This is a genomic window from Ruegeria sp. YKSD179 (assembly GCF_059612885.1).
In genome coordinates, this window is sequence record NZ_JBXWRL010000029.1 from 43,558 (window position 1) to 65,524 (window position 21,967).

The following is a 21,967-nucleotide window of genomic DNA, read 5'->3' on the forward strand; positions in this document are numbered from 1 at the left end:
TCCGATTCTACCAACCCAGAACGCCGATGGAAAAGTTCTGATACATACCCCAAAGCGATGTGACCAGTATCGAAACCACACCAATCATCTGTGTGAAGACCCTGCAGCGTGTCAGGGTTTTGGACACATTTTCGAGTGTTGGTTCCAACGTCTTCAACTTACGAGCAGCCGAAAGGTTGATTGCGCCCACGAAACATAATGGAAACAAAAGTAAAAAGAGCGCCTGCGCAAATTCAACGCCGTAGTAAAAACCCAATATCGCCAGACCAGTGAAAACAAAACAACCGAGCGCAAGTATCACAAGGCCCGAAACTTCCATTACATAAAGTAACCGATTGCAATTTATGCGCACGATATCCAACAAGTCTTGTTCGGATTGACCTTTGACACGTCGCGCGCGCACGACCAGATCGTAGGGCACGCCCATGATCCAATGACTAACGGAAGACCATAGCACAGCCAATGCGATCCAAAACCACAGATTCGAAAAGCTGCGCATATCAATGAGTTCAAAGATCGAAGAGTATATGTCCAAGCGTCAGCCCTTTATTCACGGCCTTCAGTAGGGTTTGTCTTGCCGACGCGATCATTGGCACCCTTGAGACTGCATGGAATTCATGCCACCCAATGCAAAAATGTTCAAGGAGACTGCGCAATGAAACCAACCATCGCACCGTATCCTCTGGCCCGTTTCCGTCGCGCGCGCAAATCCCAAGCGATCCGAGGGCTGGTCCGAGAAAACACGTTGACTACTGATGACCTTATTTGGCCGGTTTTCGTTCGTGACGGAGAGGGCGTAGAGGAGCCGGTGCATTCTATGCCTGGTGTCAAGCGTCGGTCTGTTGATTTGGTCGCAAAGGCAGCTGTGGAAGCACAGGCTTTAGGTATACCTGCAATCTGCATTTTTCCTTATACCGATGCGTCTCTGAAAACCGAGGATTGCGCAGAGGCATGGAGCCCTGACAACCTTTCAAACAGAGCCATTCGCGCCGTTAAAAAAGCTGCGCCTGATCTTGCCGTAATGACGGATGTTGCTCTGGACCCCTACAATATTAATGGTCATGATGGGTATGTCGTTGACGGTGAAATCGTGAATGACCTAACTATCGAAGCCTTGGTCAAAATGACGTTGGCGCAGGCCGAGGCCGGTGCTGATATCATCGGTCCCTCTGACATGATGGATGGGCGAATAGGCGAGATGCGTCGCGCGCTTGAGGCTGCAGGGCATCATAACGTTATGATTCTCAGCTATGCAGCAAAATACGCCAGTTCTTTCTACGGACCGTTTCGTGATGCCGTCGGCGCGTCTGGCGCTTTGAAGGGTGACAAAAAAACCTACCAGATGGACCCGGCCAATTCCAACGAAGCTCTGCGCCTGATCGAACGTGACCTGACAGAAGGCGCTGACATGGTCATGATAAAACCCGGCATGCCCTATTTGGATATTTGCCAAAGGGTCAAAGAAACCTTCGGAGCGCCAACATACGCGTACCAAGTGTCAGGGGAATTTGCCATGATTCAGGCCGCCGCCCAAAACGGGTGGATCGACGGTGAAAAAATAATGTTTGAAAGCCTTCTTGCTTTCAAACGCGCCGGTTGCGACGGCATTTTGACCTATTTCGCACCTGAAGCGGCCAGAACCTTGCAAGGCTAAATCACCATTGCCACGCAACTTTTCGCCGATTCACTGGGCGCTGGATGCAGCTTTTCCGTGACATGGCGCAGTATTCGGCGTACTCTTACACATAAGATCGGGATCACCCGGCAAATCAGGCAGTTACACAGAGAAAAAATATGAGCAGTTCCAATTTCCCTCGACTGAACCGTCGTGGCTTTGCCTTAGGCATTGCAGGTCTGACATTTACGGCCGCATGTGGCAATGGCGTTGGAAATTCCAATGCGGCCAAAATTGACGCTCGCGTCGATGCGACGTTGAACGAAATGTATACCAAGTACCCGAACACAATCGAAATTGCCGACAAATCGAACGGCATGCTGGTTATGCCTCTGATAACCGAAGCTGGATTCTTCTTTGGCGGCGGCTTTGGCCAGGGCGCGTTGCGTATTCAGGGGGCAACTGTCGATTACTATTCCGCAGTCAAAGGCACTGCCGGTCTACAGATTGGCGCGCAGCAATATGCGCATGTACTTTTCTTCATGACCGAAGATGCACTGAATGATTTTCGTCGCTCGAGCGGTTGGACCGCTGGCGCAGACATTGGTTATGTCGTTGATGCAACAGGCAGCACATTGTCAGCGACCACAACAACATTAAGAACACCCGTTATTGCGGCGATATTCGGTCAGGCCGGACTGTTGTTCGGGGCCACAGTCGAAGGCACCAAATATACGCGTATTATTCCATAACCCCAAGCAGCAAGACCCCTCGTTGATGAGCCTCGCCGGACTATTTGGCGGGGTTCATCAAATTTTTGGGTCCAGAGTTCGATGCGAACGGTAAAACTCTTTCGGTTCAGTCGGGGTTCTACTAATCTTCGACCCACCGAAAACGGATTGGGAATGTGGGGCAGGAATGGGGCTTGTTTTTCGTTGGCTAGTACGGATTGCGACAGGTCTAATTTTGCTGATTTTGGCGGCCGTAGGTCTTGTTTATTTTTTGGCCAGCCAGTCCCTACCCACCTACAACAAGACTGTTGAAGTAGCGGGAATAAACGCACCCGTTGAAATTGTGCGTGACACCGCCAATGTTCCCCATATTTTGGCGCAAACCGATCCGGACGTGTTCTTTGGTTTGGGTTACGCACATGCGCAGGACCGGCTGTGGCAGATGACCATGTTGCGCCGAACAGTTCAGGGGCGTTTATCTGAGGTTTTCGGCGCACGCACAGTTCACATCGACAAGTTATTGCGAAGGCTTGATCTTTATGGACTGGCGCACAGGTCCTTCGATGTCCAAGATGACTATACCAAGGCTGCGTTACAGGCCTATGCCGCCGGAGTAAACGCGAGGTTGGATGAAATCAACGAAATGGCACTGGGGCGCGGAGCACCTGAGATGTTCCTGTTCAACGCTCCCGTATCGCCATGGCAACCAGGCGACAGTATTGCAGTAATTAAGCTAATGGCGCTGCAATTGTCGGGTCACTTGCAGGATGAAGTACTGCGCGCGCGCACGTCGCTTATGTTGGATGATCCTCAGCGTTTAACAGATGTTCTGCCGGATGTCCCCGGCCCCGGGATCGCCGCATTGCCGGAATATGCCCATCTGTTTCCTAACTTGCCCCGTTTCGCCTCAGGTACGGTTCTGCCGGAAACGCCTCTCTCTCCTATTTCCGGCCGGGGTCTATCTGGTGCTTCCAACGCTTGGACAGCCGCGCCCTCTCGATCGGCCAGCGGCGGCACGCTTCTTGCCAATGACCCGCATCTAGGTTTCACGGCACCGGGCGTTTGGTATCTGGCCCGGCTGGAACTGGCCAAAGGAGGCGTTATCGGAGCCACAATTCCCGGCGTTCCGGCCGTCATGGCTGGACGCAGTGACCGGCTGGGATGGGGTCTCACATCGTCCTACCTGGACGACCAGGATGTACATATTGAAAAACTAAACCCCGAAAATCCAGAAGAATACCTGACCCCCAATGGCCATCAACGGTTTCGAGCCCGTCCATCAATCATAGAAATCAAAGACGAATCCCCGATTACTCTAACGCTACGCTGGACCGAAAACGGTCCGGTACTGCCAGGAACCCATTACGATCTTGAGACTATCACCCCGCCGGGTCACGTCGCTTCGCTATCCTGGACCGCGCTTAGCGCCAGGGACACGTCAATGACAGCGTCCATGGCATTAATGAACGCAGTTTCAGTGCGTCAGGCTATTGTAATTGCCGAAGATTTCATTGCGCCTTCGCAGAACTTGTCGCTGGTGGACAAGGAGACAATCGGAATGAAGGTGATTGGCGCTATGCCCCGGCGCGATCTTAACAACCAAAGTCGGGGGCGCATTCCGACCCCTGGATGGCTAGCCAGAAATCGATGGCAAGGCCGCCTGCCCTACGCGGACAATCCCGAGTTTGTTGCGCCCGTCGGTGGCGTTCTGGGAAATACAAACAACAAAGTAATCGACCGACCGTTTCCATTGCACGTCTCTTATGAATGGGGCGATTCACAACGGGTTCACCGTTGGGAAAGGCTAATGCAATCCCGCGAAGTACACACACGCGACAGCTTTATCGAGGCGCAGCTGGATACTGTAAGCTTCACGGCCCGCTCTCTGTTGCCGTTGGTTGGCGCCGATTTATGGTTCACTGGTGAGTCCGCACCAGAAGGTACCCTGGAACGTCAGCGCCAGATTGCCTTAGATTTGCTGGCAAATTGGAATGGTGAGATGAATGAGCACCTTCCCGAACCTTTGATCTATGCAGCGTGGCTTCGAGCGCTTCAAATCCGGTTGATCTCGGATGAGCTCGGTCCTTTGGCCACCGAATTCAAGCATGTCGAGCCGCTGTTCATCGAGCGCGTCTATCGCGACATCGAAGGTGCCTCTGTCTGGTGCGATGTAGAGCAAAGCGCCCCGATCGAGAATTGCACCGACATGGCTCGGTTGGCATTGGACGATGCACTTATCTGGATATCCGAACGCTATGGCAGCGCCCTGGAATCTCTTCGTTGGGGCGACGCGCATCAGGCAACCCACGATCACACCGTCTTGGGAAAGGTTCCGCTGCTTCGCTATTTCGTCAACATTCGTCAGTCCACAAGCGGCGGAGACAACACCTTGCTGCGAGGGCGTACTTCTGGCGAAGGGCCGGATCCATTTCAAAATGTGCACGGTGCAGGCTATCGGGGCGTGTACGACTTTGCTGATCCTGACAGTTCGGTTTTCATTACGGCTACGGGCCAATCCGGCCATTTCCTTTCTCGCTATTACGATGATCAGGCTCAATTGTGGCGGCGAGGAGAGTATATTCCAATGTCACTGGACATCGGACTGGCACGTGCTGCGGCCGTTGGAATCACGTTGCTGACTCCACGCTGAAGAAATCGGCAATTCCCCGCCCCTTTTAGCTTATGTCGTGGACGAAAGCGCATCCAATCGCCTAGTCTAACCGCAACGAGGGATAGGGGGAATGAGCATGGCCAGCATGCGGGATCTGCTGAACAATTTGGCAAGGGACTATGCCATTGCTTGGAGTTCTGGCGATCCCGAGGCCGTAGCTTCGTTCTTTGCTAAAGATGGTCAAATTACGATTAATCGCGGTGACCCCATTAAAGGCCGTGCGGCTATAGCAGACATGGCGAGCGGGTTTTACAGCGAGTTTCCTGATCTAGAAGTCCGATGCGACATGATGCGCTGGGCGGGCACACACGCTATTTTCGTATGGACGTTGGAGGGACACCACGCCAAGACCGGCAACCGCGTTGTTACCCGTGGATGGGAAGAATGGGAACTCGATGCCGAACACAAGGTCCAATCATCGCTAGGATGGTTCGACTCGGATGATCACCAGCGACAGATTGATGGCTAGTGGACGCTGGACTGCATCCTATTCGCCCTCTTCCACTTTCACTGTGTAGTCGCGCGGGACACCCTGGGTGACTGTAAACCAATCCGAAGCTTTGGTTCGGCTCTGATGAGCGTCAAAAGCTTCCTGATTTTCAAAAACTTCCGAAACGTTAAAACGGCCTGTTTGAACGGTATCTTCGACAACTTCAAAGGAAATGCACCCAGGCTCAGCGCGTGTCAGCTCGATATGCCGCGGCAAAGCAGACCGCACCTGCTGTAATTTATCTTCAGGTACGTCCAAGAACCCTTGAAGGTATACTTTTGCGATTCCATCCTCATTCGCATTCAATAAATTCAAAATGGCACCTTGGATCAAAGACCGTCGAATTTCGCCGCCTGTTTATCGGTCCAAAGCACGTTAATAACAAACCCATCATCGGTTTGTTCTTCTGAGCGAACAACATCTTGCCGAAAAAGCCAGGCGCGTTTGTCTCCCTCTGCGAAGCTAAGCTTTAATGTTTTCTCGTGTCTGGTACCCTGCAATTGCGTAGCGATTTCCGCCAGTAAAGTTTCGAGACCTTCTCCAGTGATCGCCGAAATGGCAAAAATTTTTCGATCGCGTTCCGCCCGCGCCAAAGCGGCTTCGCGTTCGTTCTCGCTCAGCAGATCTATTTTGTTCCAAACCTCAAGCCTCGGGCGCCCTTCATCCACACCCAATGAGTCTAAAATAGTCTCCACGTCCTGCGCCTGAGCGTCACTCTCTTCGTGACTAATGTCCCGAACGTGTACGATCAGGTCAGCACCCAACACTTCTTCCAAAGTAGCGCGGAACGCAGCGACCAACTCGGTCGGTAGGTTAGAAATAAATCCAACAGTATCCGAAAGGATAACTTCGGGCCCATCCGGCAACTCAACCCGACGCATGGTCGGATCCAACGTGGCAAACAACATATCCTTTGCCATTACTTCCGCACCAGTCAGGCGGTTAAACAGTGTAGACTTGCCTGCGTTGGTGTAACCGACAAGCGCAACAATTGGGTAAGGCACCTTGGCCCTCGCAGCCCGGTGCAATGTTCGGGTCTTAACAACCTTCTGTAGCTGACGGCGCAGTCGCACAAGCTGCTCATCAATTGCACGGCGATCAGCCTCAATCTGGGTTTCCCCCGGACCACCGACAAAGCCCAACCCGCCCCGTTGCCGCTCCAAGTGGGTCCATGCGCGAACCAAACGCGTACGCTGATAGCTAAGCGCGGCCATTTCGACCTGCAGCACACCTTCGCGTGTTCTTGCGCGATCAGAGAATATTTCCAGGATCAAGCCGGTTCGATCAAGAATCTTGACCTTCCAAGCTCTTTCCAAATTGCGTTGCTGCACAGGCGTTACCGGGCCGTCGATCAATACAAGCTCGATCTCACTTTCACGAAACGTTTCGCCCAATTCTTCAATCTTGCCGCTACCGAACAGCAAACCGGGTTGGGCACGTTGCAGGCGCACGATTTCAGACCCGATTACAACTAAATCGGGCAAAGCGGCAGCAAGCGAAACCGCTTCTTCCAACGCGGGCTCAGGAATGCGGCGTTGTTCATCTGTTTTGATTTCGGGATGCAACACCCAAGCTCGGGTGCGCGTCCGGTCATGTTCCATCAAGAGGCGTCTTCGCCCTCATACAAGCTGATCGGCTGCGATGGCATAATGGTGGAAATCGCATGTTTATACACAAGCTGCGACTGTCCGTCGCGGCGCAATAATACGCAGAAATTATCAAACCAAGTGATCACGCCCTGCAATTTCACGCCGTTGATCAGGAAAATCGTGACCGGGACTTTTGCTTTCCGTACGTTATTCAGGAACGCGTCCTGCAGATTCTGTCTGTCCGAAGCCATATTTTTATAATCTCGCCATTTTTCTTGCTACGCGCTGCGGACCAACGCGCTCCCTCTGGCTGAGTATGGAGTGGCAAGCACAGATATTCCAGACGAAAAATTGTGCAAGAAGATTGCGGCACTAATCCTTGTCAATCGCGCCACAGTGCCGGCGTTATCAATGCAATGATCGCCAATGTCTCCAGACGTCCAATAATCATAGCCGCGCAAAGCGTCAGTTTGGCCCCGGCTGAAAGATCGATGAGGCGGATGGGAACGTCAGTAGCAAGCTCAATCAGCGGTCCGGTTGTACTCAGCGCGGCGACGCTGAGTACCATAGCATGTTCAAAGCCGACTCCGGTGATTGCCAATAAAAGGTCAAACAGAGCTAGGCTCAGCGCGAATAGCATAAGAAATATCCAGGCGATGAATGCGCCATCGCTTTGAATTCGGCGATTACCGCCACCCTCTCCACTAACCGACGAAGGATAAATAAGTCGGTCTATTTCGCGTTTGCCATTTAGATATAGCGCGAATACCCGCAATAGCTTCACCCCGCCCGCTGTCGTGGCTACTCCACCACCGATCAATGCCAGACCCATCAGGACCAAGCCGGGTGTTCCCAGACCGGAAAGCTGTTGAGCATCGTTCCAGTTGGCGCTTTCAAACCCTGCCGTGGTCAAAAATGACATCACTGTGAACAGCATTCCCCAGATCACATGCAAGGCCTGACCAGCCGTAATCTGCAATCCAATCTCCGTGACACCAGCCAAAACGCGAAAGAAAAGCAGCATCGCGACGACAAGTACGATGAGGATACCAATGCGAAGTTCAGGGTCTTTATCAAGGCGCGCATAACCAGTCGTGGCCGTATCTGCCGAAAAGGTCAGGCGCGACAAGGCAAAAAACAAAAACAGGAACAAGATTAACTCGCCGGTTATGCCCGCAGTAGACCCTTCCAAGCCCCCGACCGGAGAGATGCCTGACGTTGCCATGATTGACATAGCATGACAAACCGCGGTCAGTCCTTGTTCGCCTGCTATCAGCAAAAGAATCCAAATCACTCCGGTCAATCCAGCATATACCGGAGTCAATGTACGCGTCACACGGATGAGGTGACCGCGCGGATCCGTTTTCTCGCTTTGCGCGACGCCCGATACAGGACGCCCCGGTTGGCCCCTTGCCGTCACCTCAAACCCGCCCAATGAAAGAGGAGCCAAAATCGCCGCCGCTGCGACCCACATCAAAAGCCCACCTAACCAGCCGACAAGTGCCCGCCATAAATGAAGCGGCGCATTTAATCGGGTCGGGTCGCCAAACAAATCAGCCCCAGTCGTAGTCAATGCACTGACCATATCGAAATATGCGTTCAGAAAACTGGTGGTGCCCAACGCATCATGGAATGGGATGGCGAGGAAAAGGGGCAGGATCGTAAACGAGGCCAGCAGAACAGCCAATTGCCCAAGCGTGCCGCGGCGAGGTCTGCGATTCATCTGTGCCAGGGCGATCAGGTTAACGATGAATAAACCCAGCAGTCCGGAGTAAAAAAACGAACGCGATGTATCGTGGTCATCAAGAGCAAGCGCATAAATGGCCGGAATCCACATTGCAAAGGATACGATACCCCAAATCATCAGCAAAAGAGGCAACCGCCGCAAAACACCGTGCCGTTGCTGTCGAACCCGGATCATCAGAAAAAGTCGATCGAAACCTGCATCAGGCGCTCGACCTCTGGCACATCTTTGGCCAGAGCAAAGATGGCAACCACGTCTTTTTCTTCAATGCGAAGACCGCCAGTAGGGCGTAAAACCTCGTCTCCTTTGTGTACAGCACCGACCAAAACACCCTCGGGAAAATCTATGTCACGTAGCCTTTGACCAGCCATAGGGGAAGTTGACAGAACTTCGGCCTCAATAACTTCGGCTTCGGCATCGCCTATAGAATAAACCTGCCGCACGCGACCATGACGAATGTGACGAAGGATTGAGCTTACGGTTGTCGCCCTGGGGTTAATATAGGCGTCGATCCCCAGTGGCCCCATCAGGGCAACCATGCTCGGGTCATTAATCAACGCTATGGCAAGTGCGCAGCCCTCGCCTTTTGCCCGCACAGCCGCCAGCATATTGGTCCGGTCATCGTCGGTAACCGCCAGCATCGCATCGGCCCGCCCGATACCAGCCTCGCGCAGAAGCGCAGAGTCAAGACCATCGCCGTGCAGAACGATTGTTCGTTCCAATGCTTCGGCGGCGATTTCGGCGCAGGCACGATCACGTTCGATAATCTTGGCCCTTACACGACTTTCGCGTTCTTCCAGAGTTCGCGCGACCTCAAGCCCAACATTCCCGCCGCCAACGATTACGACGCGGTCTTGTTTACCCTGAAGTTTTCCGAACACCTCCATCGTGCGCTCCACATCCTGAACGCTTGTGAAGACATAGCACTCGTCACCTACGAACAACTGATCCTCGGATTCTGGCGCAAAGAGCGAGCCTTCGCGCCGGATCCCAACAACTATCGAGCTGAGCGTAGAGAATAAGTCCGTCAACTGCCTCAAGGGTGTGTTCACGATTGGACAGTCTTCATCAACGCGAATACCCAGCAACTGGGCCTTACCGTCCATGAAAATTTCGGTATCGAATGCGGACGGCGCGGACAAGCGGCGCATCGCAGCGGCGGCTACTTCGCGTTCAGGGCTGATCACCACATCTATCGGGAGGTGATCGCGGCGGTAAAGATCAGAATGGATGGCCTGAAGATAGGATTTCGACCGCAAACGGGCGATCTTACGCTGAATCGAAAATACGGAATGCGCCATCTGGCAGGTGACCATGTTCACCTCGTCAGAATGGGTGGCGGCGATAATCATGTCTGCATCGCGAGCCCCTGCCCGTTCCAGCACATCGGGATAGCTGGCAAAACCCGCTATCCCCTGAACGTCCAGTGTTTCGGTCGCGCGGCGCACCAAATCGGGATTGTTATCCACCACCGTCACATCATTCAGTTCACCCGAAAGGTGCCGCGCGATTTGCCAGCCCACCTGACCAGCGCCGCAAATGATGACCTTCATGTTCCTGGCCCTTCTGCCTGAATTCTTTGAATGACAGATGCCCACATAGCGGTCAATTGAATTGTCATGGCTACTTTGATGAGGCAATGTAAGTGTATGAAATCAATGCTGCCCACACTTGTTTGCCTGCTGACATTGTCGGCCTGCGGACCGTTGTCGTTGTATTACCGCGAAGGGGAAAGCGTTTCACGCATGCAATCTGAGACGACGGAATGCCGGGTTCAGGCCTTAAAAGACGCGCCCGTAGCAAACCAAGTACGACAAAGCCCACCAGTCTATTGGCCGGGTCGGTCTTATTGCGACGGCAGAGGACGCTGCTATCGAACTCCCGGTTGGTGGGAGCCGGGTAGAATTTACACGGTGGACGTAAATAAAGGACTTCGCGACACGGTCGAGGCCCAATGTATGGCAAAGAAAGGCTTTCGTCCGGTAAGCCTCCCACCCTGCAAACAAGCGGTTAAATCTAGGGTGGCAGCGGTACGAACAACGACATTGCCTCCGCTCAACTCGGCATCGTGTTTTGTCAAATTTGATGACGGGTCATTTCAGATCATCACGCCAGGGCAAACTGGGTAGCGGCCGTTCTTTCTAAGCAGCCATCCGTCGACGCGCCAGCCAAAGATGGGCACCAATCGCGGCCAGGTAAAACCCGACAACTGCAACAAGCATTCCATCCACTCCGGTTAGTCCTAAAACAGCCAACAGGACAGGCGTACCCAGCAGGTTACCGGAATTACCCATCTGGGCCATCGCCCCATAACTCAAAGCCTGCGTCTCTGCAGAGTCATTCAATTCAGGTACAGCAGCGAAGCTGCCACCTTGCACCAAACCCAGAACCGCAAACAAACCGATGGCGACATAAGTTAACGGACACCCCAAAAAAGCGGTACCCATTATGGCGATCCCAAGGGCAAAGCCCAAATTGATCACGGCTACGCTGGTCAGATAGGTCAACATCAACGGCACAGCCAGCCAAGACAAAACAATCCCGGCCAGCGGCATCAAACCTGCCACTATTGAACCAGTATTTCCTTGGAACTGACCGGGCAAGATTGCGAGAAGCGAGACAAAAGTCAGGGTATAAAAAAACCATCCGATCGGAGGAGCAGCCACCCGAGGAGAGCTATAGATCCGCGCATGCGCTCTTAACAAAGCGCGCCAGCCCCAATTGAATTCGCCCGGTTCTCCCAAATCGATTCTAATGCGGCACAACGCCAGGATTGCTGCGGTTAAAATCATCAAACCGCCATGCAACGCGAAAAATACTGACAGCCCAAATTGATCGACAATTTGTAGACCGATCCATGCGTTTAGTGCGAAAGCGACGCCAAAAAAAGTACTCCACAATACCATCGCCGCGTTGCGTGCACGTCCTACCGTGATTTGTGCCATGATTGTTGGCGCGGCAACTACAATTGCCAGGTGAGACATCCCCTCGACGACACGACTGGCCAACATGACGTAAAAACTGGGTTCCGTCGCTTGAAAAAGAGAAACTAGCCCTCCTAGGACAAGGCCAAAAATCAAAAGCCGCGAGGGGCCAATCCAGGTGGTTATTGAGCCTGAGAGGGCACCGAGAAGGGCGCCTATCAAGCTCACGATCGATAACAGCCAACCAATCGCGTCGCCAAATTCGGGATACAGCGACGAAACTTCGGTAAACGGAACCGCGATTTTGGCAAATTGCGTGGCCGCTCCCAACCCTGCCATCCAAAGCAGAACGACCTGAAATAGAACTTTAAATGAACGTGCCATAAGGCGGTTCTATCGATACGGCGCAGCCTCGGGAACGCATAAATTATGCGGACGCAGCACGGGAACTAGTTACCAACCGCACCGGAGTGCCATCAGAAAGGTAAAGTCGCTCCCACACGATTTCGCCGGCCCAGATGCGTATTCTGTCGTGCACCGCCTCAGATGTTATGAAAGCCTTAGGTAGCGGCGCGTGAAGTTCCCACCATCCTTCGTTGGCCAACTCAGTCTCAGCCAAGCGGATTTCATCCGTTGCGAATTGCCAGAGCGACACTCCCAACAAAGCGTGCTGGCTCGTCCGCCAGTCCTGCGCACGGCTGGCGGAATAAGCGAGGCATTTGTGGCTGGCTTCGTCCACCAGATGCACGCACTCTTTCGAATTCATCACAAGTCGCCTCAAAACTTCGTCTTCTGTCTTTCTCGATTCGAACTGAGAAAACACTGATTGTTGAGTCTTCGGGGACGGTGTTTGTGATCCACTTTCCCATCGCGACACAGTGGTTTGGTTCACCTGCAACCGGTCGGCCAGGGCGGATTGCTTCAACCCGATAGATCTGCGCAATCGCTTCAAACGCAAGCCGAATGCGGGATAGCCGCGTGTTTCTAGCACGAGGCCTTTTGATAATTGATGGTCGCTGACCAAATCTTCACTTTCACCGTACCGACCAGACATCCAACTGGTTGATTTAGTCACGACGCAAAACTCCGTCAAAAATCTCTATTGTTAATTTCGATAGATCATTCTGCTGGTTCCGGTTCGTCAATTTGCGCCACTCTTGCACCGGATTTATTCGATGTAACAACACCTAGAGACTTCAGTTTGCGATGCAATGCGCTCCGCTCCATACCGACAAAGCTGGCTGTGCGGCTTATATTGCCGCCAAACCGATTGATTTGAGTCAGCAAATATTCGCGTTCAAAGGCTTCGCGCGCCTCTCGCAGCGGCAATGTCGCCAACGCTCCGGATAAAACAACGCGCCCTGTTTCATCGGACTTTTCCTCTTCGCTTGGCAATTCCCGTGCTTCTACCGGACCTGTACCATCGCCCAGTATCAAAACGCGCTCGATCAGATTCTTCAGCTGTCGAACATTGCCGGGCCAAGTCATCGTCTGCAGCAAGGCCACAGCCTCATCCGACAATTCTCGCATCGGCAAGCCCTGTGTTTCATTACAGATCCCAATAAAGTGCTGCGCTAGCACAGGAATATCCTCGCGGCGCTCCTCCAACGAAGGCACGGCGACTGGAACGACGTTAAGGCGGTGATACAGTTCTTCTCGGAAACGTTCAGCCGCTATTTCCTCTTCGAGATTGCGGTTCGTTGACGATATGACGCGAAGATCGACCCGCACTTTGTCGGTGCCGCCGACCCGTTGAAACTGCTGGTCGACAAGAACACGTAGAATCTTGGACTGAGTACCCAAAGGCATATCGGCCACTTCGTCGAAATAGATTACGCCTCCATGAGCTTCTTCCAACAAGCCGGACTCCACACCGCGTTCTGCGGTTTCACGTCCAAAAAGAACCTCTTCCATCCGCTCCGGCTCGACCCCAGCACAGTTGACAGTAACAAAGGGTGAATTCGCGCGATTGGAATGCGCGTGAATATAGCGCGCAGCGATTTCTTTGCCTGACCCCGCCGGCCCGCTCAGCATCACGCGACCGTTCGATTTTGTCACTTTGTCCAATTGGCCCTGCATTGCTCGGAAGGCGGCAGATTTTCCGATCATGTCCGAACTACTGACTTCCTTACGCTTGAGCGAAGCGTTCTCTCTGCGCAGCCGCGACGTTTCCATCGCGCGCCGAATAACAACCATTAACTGGTCGATGTTGAAAGGTTTTTCGATAAAATCGTAAGCACCTTGCTTGATGGCAGCGACCGCGATCTCGATGTTGCCATGGCCGGAAATGATAACAACCGGAACATCTGGGTTATCGCGTTTCACCGCCTTCAGGATGTCAATGCCATCCATTCGGCTGTCCTTCAACCAGATGTCCAGGATCAACAGCCCCGGGGGTTCGGAATTAATGGCCGTCATGCACTCGTCCGAGTTCCCGGCCAGCCGGGTTGAATAGCCTTCGTCCTCCAGAATGTCGGACACCAGTTCGCGAATATCGCGTTCGTCATCTACGATCAGAATGTCACTCATCTTTTAGCCTGCTTTCAGTGGTTTGGTTTTTTTCGCCTGTTTCTGAGGCGCATTGGTCGGGGTCTCTCCGACCCCGGGAAGACGGATGACAGCCATTGCGCCAAAATGGTCCTGTCCGTCGAAGACGGGCGCATCTTCAAGTGTCAGCGCACCGCCGTGTTCTTCGATTATCTTTTTGACAATGGGCAGGCCCAGACCCGTCCCCTCGTCGCGGGTAGTTACATAAGGTTCAAACAGCCGGGCCCGGTCTTCTGGCAGACCAATACCGTTGTCCGCGATGGTGATCAGTGTCCCGTTATCGTCAACGGACATCTCAATTTTGATTTGCGGCAGCAGATTTTCCGGCGCACCTTTTTCTTTCAGTGTTTCAATCGCTTCACCCGCGTTTTTGATCAAGTTGGTCAATGCTTGGTTCAACATCGTTGCATCAACATCAGCCTGCACCGGTTGATTTGGAAGGTCCGCTTTGATTTGTACGCCCGGTTGACCAGACTGCTGCAGCAAGACCGCTTCGCGAACAAGGTCGACCACATTTTCGTTATTCCGGTCGGGTTCAGGCATACGTGCAAATTTGGAAAACTCGTCCACAATACGTCGCAGATCATTTGTTTGACGCACAATGACGTCAGTCATCGCCTCAAGGCTCTTGCAGTCTTCTTCGTCGAGTTTGCGGGAAAATTTGCGTTTTATCCGTTCGGCGCTCAATTGAATCGGTGTGAGTGGGTTCTTGATCTCGTGTGCGATCCTGCGCGCCACATCACCCCAAGCGGCCATTCGTTGTGCGCTTACCAAATCAGTGACATCATCAAAGGCCACGACATAGCCTTCAAGACGACCATCTTCGCCGCGTCTGGTCGCCATCCGCACCAGCAGATTCTCTAAGCGCCCCTTTCGAGTTACCTTAATCTCACCCTGAATTGATTCTTGCCCGCTGTCTTTTAAGCTTTCGAACAAAGGCAAAAATTCGGGGACTGCAATTCCGATGGCCAAATGTTGCTCTCCTCTGGACCAGTCAAGCAGTCTTTCGGCAGAGCGATTCACAAAAGTCACGCACCCATCTGAGTCCACTCCTACAACACCGGAGGTGACAGAGCTCAGGACCGAGTCAAACAGACGACGGCGACGCTCGATCTGTCTGGTGTTTTCCAGAAGCGTGTCCCGCTGACCTTTCAACTGCCGGGTCATCTGATTGAAATAGCGTCCCAGCATCGCAATCTCGTCGTCGCTGGCCTCTTCAATCACCTGCACACTTAAGTCGCCGGCACCCACGCGCTGTGCAGCCGTGGTCAATCGCCCAACAGGGCGCGACAGCCGCTCGGCGAACCACATCCCCAGTGACATCGCCGCGAGAATAAGGATGACCGCAAAACCCAGATACAAAAGCCCAAATTCGAATAGTACCCTGCCTCGCTCACTTTCAAGTTGTCGGTAAAACTGGGCTGTTTCCTTTGTGTCATCCAGAAGAGTCAGAAGCTGGCCGTCAACTTCGCGACTTACATATAGATACCGATCAGCGTAAGCTCTCAGGGGAACAAGGGCGCGAAACTCGCTGTTGTTCCAATCGTCGATTATGGCAAGACCTTGATTGTCGGCTTCAGCAATCTGTTCAGTTGTAGGTTCTTCGTAATTGAATAAATAGGAACGATCACCCCGCGCTCGGATTTCGCCACTGCCGTCGATAACATAGGCCTCTCTTAAACCGCGTTGAATCTGTGCTTGCCCTTGCGCCAAAACCTCACGCAGCTCTGCGTCGGAAATGTAGAAATCCAGTGCCCTCGCATTGTCCAAAAACCGGGCCAGCACAGAAGCGTCCTGCGTCAGGCCTTGTCTGTGTTCCAGCTCGTATGCCTCTGCGGCAGTAAGAGAAGAGCCAACAACCTGACGAACCCGGTCAGAGAACCAGCCCTCGAGGCCGATGTTGACTGTTAAACCAGCGAAGATGGCCACAGTTACTGTGGGAACCAATGCCAGGAGCGTAAAAGCTCCGATCAGACGAAGATGCAGGCGGGATCCCGCGGACTTTGCCCGGCGGGCTGCGATCAGGCTACCCAGCTGGCTTAAAACCAGCGCTGCGACAACCAGCACATACACAAGATCGGCCAATAGAATCAGACGGAGTGTTGGGGCCGTCGCGCCAAGATCAAATGGACCGATAACAAGGTAAGTCGCAAGTGTAAGGATGGGACCCAGAATAACCAGGCCGAGGCTGCCAATATTTCGCAATCTCCGTGACTTACGCCACTGATTGATCGATAGGATTGACCGGCTGTGTGCCCGGGTTGCCACCTTCTGCCCTCATTCTGATGTGCCGCTTGCGCAGCTAACCGCCATATCTCGTGGTCGTTGCCCGGGTCGGACCCGGATGCCACGGTTTGTGTGGCCATATTACATCAGTTTGCGGCGGCGTGTCACCTGAATATCGAGGTCTGTAATCTTTTTTCGAAGAGTATTTCGGTTAATACCTAACAAATCAGCACATTTTGCCTGATTGCCACCTGTTGCCTCGAGCGCAATTTCGATCAAGGGCGCCTCGACTTCGCGCAGAATCCGCTGATACAGGCCCGGAGGGGGCAGAATGTTTCCATGCAGATCAAAGTAGCGACGCAGATGACGGTCAACAGAAGAAGAAAGTTTTTCGCGCTCACCGTCGCCCAAAACCGGCTCAGCTTCGGGCTGTGAACCCAAAACCATCTCGACCTCCAGCTTCGAGATTTCGTCAGCACGGCTGGTCAAGCTCAAACGGCGAACGGCGTTTTCCAATTGCCGTACGTTGCCTGGCCAAGAGTAACGCCGGACGAGTTCCACCGCTTCAGGGCTGAGCCAACGCTTTGTCCCACTGTCCCTTTCTTCGCGAGCCAAAAAATGGTCTGCCAACAGCGTAACATCATCAACTCGTTCACGAAGCGCGGGCACATGAATCGTGGCGCCGCTCAGGCGGTAGTAAAGATCCTGCCGAACTCGACCCTGTTCCATCGCGTCGGCCAAGTCTGACTGGCTGGTAGCCATAAATCGAGGCACGTGATCTCCGGGTGTATCCATCATTCGGACGATACGCGCCTGAATTTCGTCGCCAATATCCGTGATTTCGTCGATTAACAGCGTTCCGCCGCGCACTCGCGCCATCACCCGGGCAGGTCCTTCAAGATCACTCAGATCCGCAGCCGTTGCCGTGACAAAAGGCAGAGTACGCCTATCCGAGAAGTCATGAATAGCCTTCGCAATCAAAGATTTACCGGTTCCACTTTCACCAGAAATGATTACCGACAAATCTGTATTCATGACGCGCGCAACCAGACGATATAACGCCTGCATGACTGGGGTTCGACCGACCAGTGGCAGGTCATCAGGTCGATCCTCGCCATCATGTGTGATCTCAGGCTGACCACGCTGTTTCTGATCCAGCGCGCGCGCAGTGCGCTTCATCAGGTCCGGCAAATCGAACGGCTTGGGAAGATAGTCGTATGCATCCGCCTCGGCGGCCTGAATGGCGGTCATGATCGTATTCTGCGCCGAAATCACAATGACTGGAAGACCGGGCCTATCTTCTGCAATTTTAGGCAGCATTTCCAGACCATTACCGTCCGGCATTACCACATCTGAAATCACCACATCGCCCTTGCCTTCACCGACCCAACGCATCAAAGTCGTCAGCGAAGACGTCGCGTGAACCTTACATCCTGCACGGGTCAGCGCTTGTGTTAGAACTGTTCGGATCGTGCGGTCGTCATCGGCAACCAGTACTGTGCCATCCATCAGTTATTCTCCATAATTTTTTCATCACGCGGCGCCCGGCGCAGCGATAGCCGAAAAACAGTACGCCCAGGAACTGAGTCCGCTGTAATCCAGCCGTCATGATCGGAAATGATCTTACTGACCAATGCCAACCCAAGCCCTGTCCCGTTTTCCTTGCCCGAGACGAAAGGATCAAAAATATCGCTTCGGATCTTATCAGGCAGACCCGGACCGTCGTCGATAATCTCGATCTGCAACGGTAATGAATGTCCCGATCCGTCGCTGCGACGCAGTCGGAAGGAATGCTCGAAATACGTTCGAAGACGGATTTTTCCGCCCTTTGGATCGGCTGCTTCGGATGCATTTTTCAGCAGGTTCAAAATTACCTGCAGAAATTGATCCGGGTCACCATAAGCCAAAGGCAGCGAAGGGTCGTAATCTTCGATAATGGTCATGTGAGCGCCAAATCCAAGCAAAGCGGATCGGCGGGCGCGGTCCAGTACATCATGTATGTTCACAGGCTTGAAATCCGGCTCGGACAGATTGCCAAATTGCTCGACTTGTTCCAAAAGCTTTACGATTCGGCGGCTCTCAGCAACGATAAGATCCGTTAATTCAAGGTCTTGAGCCGATATATTCATGCTCAACAACTGTGCCGCACCTGTGATTCCAGCCAGGGGGTTCTTGATTTCATGCGCAAGCATTTCTGCCATGCCGATCGCGGACTGAGCCGCCGACTTTACCGTGTTCCCTCTGGTCATCTGACCCGCAAGTTCGCGTGGTGAGATTATCATTATCATTGAACCCGGATGTCCCATCAGGGGCGCGATTTGCAATGCGCATTGCAAGGGCGCCCGGTTACCCGAACCAACATCCACATCGTTGACAAAGAGTGGTGAGCTTTGCTGCCGTGCCCTCAGAAAAGCGGCCTCCAACGGAGCGTCCACGGCGACCTGATCCCAGACGGGATGCCCCAGAACGGACTTGCGTGAGGCGTTCAGAAAACCCTCACCCGCAGAGTTCACATCAGAAATTCGATCCTCGGCATCTATTATGAACGCCGGGACGGGAAGAGATGCCCAAATGCTTTGATCCGAAGTCATGCAGCGACCTCTCGGTCGGGCAATAACGCGTCAACCAAAAGCCTCAGTACTTCTTTTTCATCTCGTGAGGTCAGAACGGCGCGACGTAGACCGGCGGGCGTGGCCACTTCATCCATGTACCAGCCGAGGTGTTTGCGTGCGACGCGCAGACCAAGTTCGGCACCATAAAACGTCAGCATCGCCAGATAATGTTCTTGAACCATTTCAACAAGTTCAGCGCCTGAAGGAATGTAAGGCTCGGGCGCACCGAAAAGATCATTGCATACCTGAGCCAAAAGCCATGGCCTACCTTGCGCACCACGACCGATCATCACTCCGTCTGCACCTGAGAGTGAAAGCGCGGTGCGCGCAGCAGCCGCGTCAACGATGTCACCATTGGCAATGACCGGAATTGAAACTGCATCTTTCACAGAACGTATGGCTTTCCAATCAGCGCGTCCCTTATAAAACTGGCAGCGGGTGCGTCCGTGTATTGTTACCATTTTGACTCCGGCATCCTGTGCGCGGCGTGCAACATCGGGAGCATTCAAAAGATTATCATCCCACCCCAAACGAGTTTTTAAAGTCACTGGAACCTGAACCGCCGAAACCACAGCCTCGATAAGCGTCAGTGCATGGTCCGGCGTTTTCAACAATGCCGAGCCGGAATAGCCGTTGGTGACTTTCTTTGCTGGGCATCCCATGTTGATATCAATTACCCGGGCGCCGCGGTCAGCAACCTGTCGGGCAGCCTCAGCCATCCAATACGCTTCACGCCCCGCCAATTGGACAGCGGTGTTTTCAACATCGGCTGAAAGTTCGGCCCTTTCCCTGACACCGGGTTTCGCTTGGACCATTTCTTGGCTTGCAACCATTTCGCTCACCACCAGTCCAGCGCCAAAGCGCATTACGAGATCGCGAAAAGGTCGGTCGGTGATTCCAGCCATGGGCGCCAGAAGCACCGGTAAGGCCAAGTCCTTTTCAGCAAGACGCAGTGTCAACGTGCCTAATCCTTGAGCAATTGGAGTTTTGATATAGAAATCGGAGCATATGAACAATAAATCGCCGCGCTACAAGCCCGCAAAATCATCAGTTGCTTAATTTTTAATCACGTTATCGCAGGTGATTGCCTCTGCATTCACCGCGCCCTAAACATTCCCAACGATCAGGAGGCCACGAGCGCATGAAAACTGCAGCAATAATTGTCGCCGCAGGGCGCGGTCAACGCGCAGGAGGTGGCACGCCAAAACAATGGCGTGTCCTAGCAGGTCGGCGCGTCGCAGATTGGACAATCGAGCGGTTTACCGACCTTGTCGATCACATTGTACTTGTACTATCGCCTGATGATGAAAGTGCGTGGCACGAATTCAGGGACAGCGACATTATTCTCGCCGCCGGCGGAGACGACCGTGCGAATTCTGTTCGAAGCGGACTACACGCACTTTCCGATAAGGGCGTTCAGCGTGTACTTATCCACGATGTAGCGCGCCCTTGTGTTAGCCCTGACACGATAACAAACATACTGTCATCATTGAAAACCTATATTGCAGTTGCACCTGGGTTGGCTGTGACGGATGCACTCTGGACTGGTGACGGGTCTGTCGTAACCGGAGTTCAGGATCGGACCGGATTGTACGCGGCTCAAACGCCGCAGGGATTTCATTACGACGCCATCGTTTCAGCTCATGCCTCTCATTCCGGAGGCGCTGCGGACGATGTTGAAGTTGCACGCGCAGCAGGCTTGGAAGTCGCCATATTGCCGGGTGACCTCGATAATATCAAAATTACGTATCCCGAGGATTTCGCCCGGGCCGAGCAAATTTTAGGAGCAGCTATGGACGTAAGGTTGGGCAACGGGTTTGACGTGCATTGTTTTGGTGACGGCGACCACGTGGTTCTGTGCGGTGTAAAACTTCCGCATGATCGCGGACTTCAGGGCCACTCGGACGCGGATGTCGGAATGCATGCCGTAACCGATGCAATATATGGAGCGTTAGCGCAGGGTGACATAGGTCGTCACTTTCCCCCGTCCGACACTCAGTGGAAAGGTGCAGCCAGCGAGATATTTTTGCGGCATGCAGTAGAATTGGCAGGTCAGATGGGATTTCGACTTTCCAACGTGGATTGTACGCTGGTTTGCGAGTACCCCAAGATCGGCCCGCATGCCCCTGAGATGCAAAAAGAAATGTCCAGAATTATGGACTTGGAATTGGACAAAATCTCTATAAAGGCAACGACGTCCGAGCGTTTGGGTTTTACCGGACGCGGCGAAGGCATCGCGGCATTGGCCACCGTATGCGTGGTGAAACCGTGAACGTCGCGCGTCTGGTTGGGACGGTTTGCGGGATTGGATATCTGCGACCGGCGCCAGGAACTTGGGGGTCTTTAGCCGCATTGCCTTTGGCTTGGGCCATGCATGAGTTGGGCGGTTTTCCGCTGTTGGCTCTGGTGACACTTATCGTTTTTGCGGCGGGTATTTGGGCCACTCGTGAGATGACGGCTGGGCAAGAAAATCACGACCCTTCAGAAATCGTTGTCGATGAAGTTGCCGGTCAGCTGATCGCCGTGTGGGCTATCTCTTTTCCAGCTTGGACCCATGGTATAGAAATCACACAACTTTGGCCGGGATGGATTGCGGGATTTGTCCTGTTTCGGCTATTTGACATTTCGAAACCCGGCCCTGTCGGATGGGCCGACCGTCGGAGTGATGCAATAGGCGTAATGTTGGACGACGTGATTGCCGGCATATTTGCGGCAATCGGGGTAACACTTCTTGCGGGTGTTGCGCACGGAGTTTTGGGCTTATGATCGCAGTTGAAATTCTTAACCAAGCCAACGCACTAGGTGTCATGATTGCCAC

Annotated in this window: 19 protein-coding genes and 1 pseudogene; 6 read left to right on the top strand and 14 right to left on the bottom strand. The window is 53.3% G+C overall.

What is annotated here, in order from left to right; genetic code table 11:
* Nucleotides 1-7: 7 nt before the first annotated feature.
* Nucleotides 8-535, bottom strand: a complete 528-nt coding sequence (locus AC2FNE_RS14270; protein ID WP_170477746.1) for a component of SufBCD complex — start codon at nucleotides 533-535, stop codon at nucleotides 8-10.
* A 120-nt stretch (nucleotides 536-655) separates the two neighbouring features.
* Between AC2FNE_RS14270 and hemB the strand changes: the two genes are divergently transcribed.
* The 4 genes from hemB (at nucleotide 656) to AC2FNE_RS14290 (ending at nucleotide 5,486) form a co-directional block, all read left to right on the top strand.
* Complete coding sequence (hemB, locus tag AC2FNE_RS14275) at nucleotides 656-1,654, top strand: porphobilinogen synthase (RefSeq protein ID WP_170607750.1); 999 nt, start codon at nucleotides 656-658, stop codon at nucleotides 1,652-1,654.
* A gap of 140 nt (nucleotides 1,655-1,794) precedes the next feature.
* The gene (locus AC2FNE_RS14280; protein ID WP_170477751.1) at nucleotides 1,795-2,367 is read left to right on the top strand and encodes a lipid-binding SYLF domain-containing protein; all 573 of its coding nucleotides are present in this window, start codon (nucleotides 1,795-1,797) and stop codon (nucleotides 2,365-2,367) included.
* Nucleotides 2,368-2,533: 166 nt separating this feature from the next.
* Nucleotides 2,534-4,996 carry a penicillin acylase family protein gene (locus tag AC2FNE_RS14285; RefSeq protein WP_170607748.1) on the top strand — a complete coding sequence of 821 codons (2,463 nt, stop codon included), beginning with the start codon at nucleotides 2,534-2,536 and terminating at the stop codon, nucleotides 4,994-4,996.
* Nucleotides 4,997-5,087: 91 nt separating this feature from the next.
* Nucleotides 5,088-5,486 carry a nuclear transport factor 2 family protein gene (locus tag AC2FNE_RS14290; protein WP_254442613.1) on the top strand — a complete coding sequence of 133 codons (399 nt, stop codon included), beginning with the start codon at nucleotides 5,088-5,090 and terminating at the stop codon, nucleotides 5,484-5,486.
* An 18-nt stretch (nucleotides 5,487-5,504) separates the two neighbouring features.
* Here AC2FNE_RS14290 and AC2FNE_RS14295 read toward each other — a convergent pair whose 3' ends face one another.
* From AC2FNE_RS14295 to dusB, 13 genes and pseudogenes are all read right to left on the bottom strand, one after another.
* On the bottom strand, nucleotides 5,505-5,822 hold the full coding sequence (locus AC2FNE_RS14295; RefSeq protein ID WP_496805641.1) for a putative quinol monooxygenase: 318 nt from the start codon (nucleotides 5,820-5,822) through the stop codon (nucleotides 5,505-5,507).
* Between the two features lie 14 nt (nucleotides 5,823-5,836).
* On the bottom strand, nucleotides 5,837-7,108 hold the full coding sequence (hflX, locus tag AC2FNE_RS14300; protein ID WP_170607745.1) for a GTPase HflX: 1,272 nt from the start codon (nucleotides 7,106-7,108) through the stop codon (nucleotides 5,837-5,839).
* Nucleotides 7,108-7,347, bottom strand: coding sequence for an RNA chaperone Hfq (gene hfq / locus AC2FNE_RS14305; protein WP_010440340.1), 240 nt, complete (start codon nucleotides 7,345-7,347; stop codon nucleotides 7,108-7,110). The genes hflX and hfq overlap by 1 nt, the downstream gene beginning before the upstream one ends.
* 131 nt (nucleotides 7,348-7,478) lie before the next feature.
* A complete protein-coding gene (locus tag AC2FNE_RS14310) occupies nucleotides 7,479-9,017 on the bottom strand; it encodes a TrkH family potassium uptake protein (protein ID WP_496805642.1) in 1,539 nt (512 codons plus the stop codon).
* Nucleotides 9,017-10,393: a Trk system potassium transporter TrkA gene (gene trkA / locus AC2FNE_RS14315; RefSeq protein ID WP_170477762.1), complete on the bottom strand. Its 1,377-nt coding sequence runs from the start codon at nucleotides 10,391-10,393 to the stop codon at nucleotides 9,017-9,019. Before trkA ends, AC2FNE_RS14310 begins: the two co-directional genes overlap by 1 nt.
* A 588-nt stretch (nucleotides 10,394-10,981) precedes the next feature.
* The gene (locus tag AC2FNE_RS14320) at nucleotides 10,982-12,148 is read right to left on the bottom strand and encodes an MFS transporter (RefSeq protein ID WP_496805643.1); all 1,167 of its coding nucleotides are present in this window, start codon (nucleotides 12,146-12,148) and stop codon (nucleotides 10,982-10,984) included.
* 43 nt (nucleotides 12,149-12,191) lie between these two features.
* Nucleotides 12,192-12,530: a hypothetical protein gene (locus AC2FNE_RS14325; RefSeq protein WP_254448001.1), complete on the bottom strand. Its 339-nt coding sequence runs from the start codon at nucleotides 12,528-12,530 to the stop codon at nucleotides 12,192-12,194.
* Between the two features lie 78 nt (nucleotides 12,531-12,608).
* Nucleotides 12,609-12,818, bottom strand: a pseudogene (locus tag AC2FNE_RS14330) (helix-turn-helix domain-containing protein); the annotation flags it as partial.
* A gap of 65 nt (nucleotides 12,819-12,883) precedes the next feature.
* The gene (gene ntrX, locus AC2FNE_RS14335) at nucleotides 12,884-14,293 is read right to left on the bottom strand and encodes a nitrogen assimilation response regulator NtrX (protein WP_170607741.1); all 1,410 of its coding nucleotides are present in this window, start codon (nucleotides 14,291-14,293) and stop codon (nucleotides 12,884-12,886) included.
* 3 nt (nucleotides 14,294-14,296) lie between these two features.
* Complete coding sequence (locus tag AC2FNE_RS14340) at nucleotides 14,297-16,579, bottom strand: sensor histidine kinase NtrY-like (RefSeq protein ID WP_496805644.1); 2,283 nt, start codon at nucleotides 16,577-16,579, stop codon at nucleotides 14,297-14,299.
* 99 nt (nucleotides 16,580-16,678) lie between these two features.
* Nucleotides 16,679-18,046 carry a response regulator gene (locus tag AC2FNE_RS14345; protein WP_496805645.1) on the bottom strand — a complete coding sequence of 456 codons (1,368 nt, stop codon included), beginning with the start codon at nucleotides 18,044-18,046 and terminating at the stop codon, nucleotides 16,679-16,681.
* Nucleotides 18,046-19,128: a two-component system sensor histidine kinase NtrB gene (locus tag AC2FNE_RS14350; RefSeq protein ID WP_170477778.1), complete on the bottom strand. Its 1,083-nt coding sequence runs from the start codon at nucleotides 19,126-19,128 to the stop codon at nucleotides 18,046-18,048. The genes AC2FNE_RS14345 and AC2FNE_RS14350 overlap by 1 nt, the downstream gene beginning before the upstream one ends.
* Entirely contained in the window at nucleotides 19,125-20,108 is a 984-nt protein-coding gene (dusB, locus tag AC2FNE_RS14355) for a tRNA dihydrouridine synthase DusB (protein WP_170607737.1), read from the bottom strand. Before dusB ends, AC2FNE_RS14350 begins: the two co-directional genes overlap by 4 nt.
* A gap of 182 nt (nucleotides 20,109-20,290) precedes the next feature.
* On the opposite strand from dusB, the gene AC2FNE_RS14360 reads away from it, so the two are divergent.
* Both AC2FNE_RS14360 and AC2FNE_RS14365 read left to right on the top strand, forming a co-directional pair.
* Nucleotides 20,291-21,421, top strand: coding sequence for a bifunctional 2-C-methyl-D-erythritol 4-phosphate cytidylyltransferase/2-C-methyl-D-erythritol 2,4-cyclodiphosphate synthase (locus AC2FNE_RS14360; protein ID WP_496805646.1), 1,131 nt, complete (start codon nucleotides 20,291-20,293; stop codon nucleotides 21,419-21,421).
* Nucleotides 21,403-21,915 carry a phosphatidylglycerophosphatase A family protein gene (locus AC2FNE_RS14365; protein ID WP_174823250.1) on the top strand — a complete coding sequence of 171 codons (513 nt, stop codon included), beginning with the start codon at nucleotides 21,403-21,405 and terminating at the stop codon, nucleotides 21,913-21,915. Before AC2FNE_RS14360 ends, AC2FNE_RS14365 begins: the two co-directional genes overlap by 19 nt.
* Nucleotides 21,916-21,967: the final 52 nt, after the last annotated feature.

Excerpts from the sequence above, each read along its gene's own strand:
- AC2FNE_RS14280 (WP_170477751.1), top strand. The coding sequence starts at position 1,795 with ATGAGCAGTTCCAATTTCCCTCGACTGAACCGTCGTGGCTTTGCCTTA.
- AC2FNE_RS14345 (WP_496805645.1), bottom strand. The coding sequence starts at position 18,046 with ATGGATGGCACAGTACTGGTTGCCGATGACGACCGCACGATCCGAACA.
- AC2FNE_RS14285 (WP_170607748.1), top strand. The coding sequence starts at position 2,534 with ATGGGGCTTGTTTTTCGTTGGCTAGTACGGATTGCGACAGGTCTAATT.
- AC2FNE_RS14320 (WP_496805643.1), bottom strand. The coding sequence starts at position 12,148 with ATGGCACGTTCATTTAAAGTTCTATTTCAGGTCGTTCTGCTTTGGATG.
- hflX (WP_170607745.1), bottom strand. The coding sequence starts at position 7,108 with ATGGAACATGACCGGACGCGCACCCGAGCTTGGGTGTTGCATCCCGAA.
- AC2FNE_RS14350 (WP_170477778.1), bottom strand. The coding sequence starts at position 19,128 with ATGACTTCGGATCAAAGCATTTGGGCATCTCTTCCCGTCCCGGCGTTC.
- AC2FNE_RS14365 (WP_174823250.1), top strand. The coding sequence starts at position 21,403 with ATGCGTGGTGAAACCGTGAACGTCGCGCGTCTGGTTGGGACGGTTTGC.
- AC2FNE_RS14290 (WP_254442613.1), top strand. The coding sequence starts at position 5,088 with ATGAGCATGGCCAGCATGCGGGATCTGCTGAACAATTTGGCAAGGGAC.
- AC2FNE_RS14360 (WP_496805646.1), top strand. The coding sequence starts at position 20,291 with ATGAAAACTGCAGCAATAATTGTCGCCGCAGGGCGCGGTCAACGCGCA.
- ntrX (WP_170607741.1), bottom strand. The coding sequence starts at position 14,293 with ATGAGTGACATTCTGATCGTAGATGACGAACGCGATATTCGCGAACTG.
- AC2FNE_RS14310 (WP_496805642.1), bottom strand. The coding sequence starts at position 9,017 with ATGATCCGGGTTCGACAGCAACGGCACGGTGTTTTGCGGCGGTTGCCT.
- hemB (WP_170607750.1), top strand. The coding sequence starts at position 656 with ATGAAACCAACCATCGCACCGTATCCTCTGGCCCGTTTCCGTCGCGCG.
- trkA (WP_170477762.1), bottom strand. The coding sequence starts at position 10,393 with ATGAAGGTCATCATTTGCGGCGCTGGTCAGGTGGGCTGGCAAATCGCG.
- AC2FNE_RS14325 (WP_254448001.1), bottom strand. The coding sequence starts at position 12,530 with ATGAATTCGAAAGAGTGCGTGCATCTGGTGGACGAAGCCAGCCACAAA.
- hfq (WP_010440340.1), bottom strand. The coding sequence starts at position 7,347 with ATGGCTTCGGACAGACAGAATCTGCAGGACGCGTTCCTGAATAACGTA.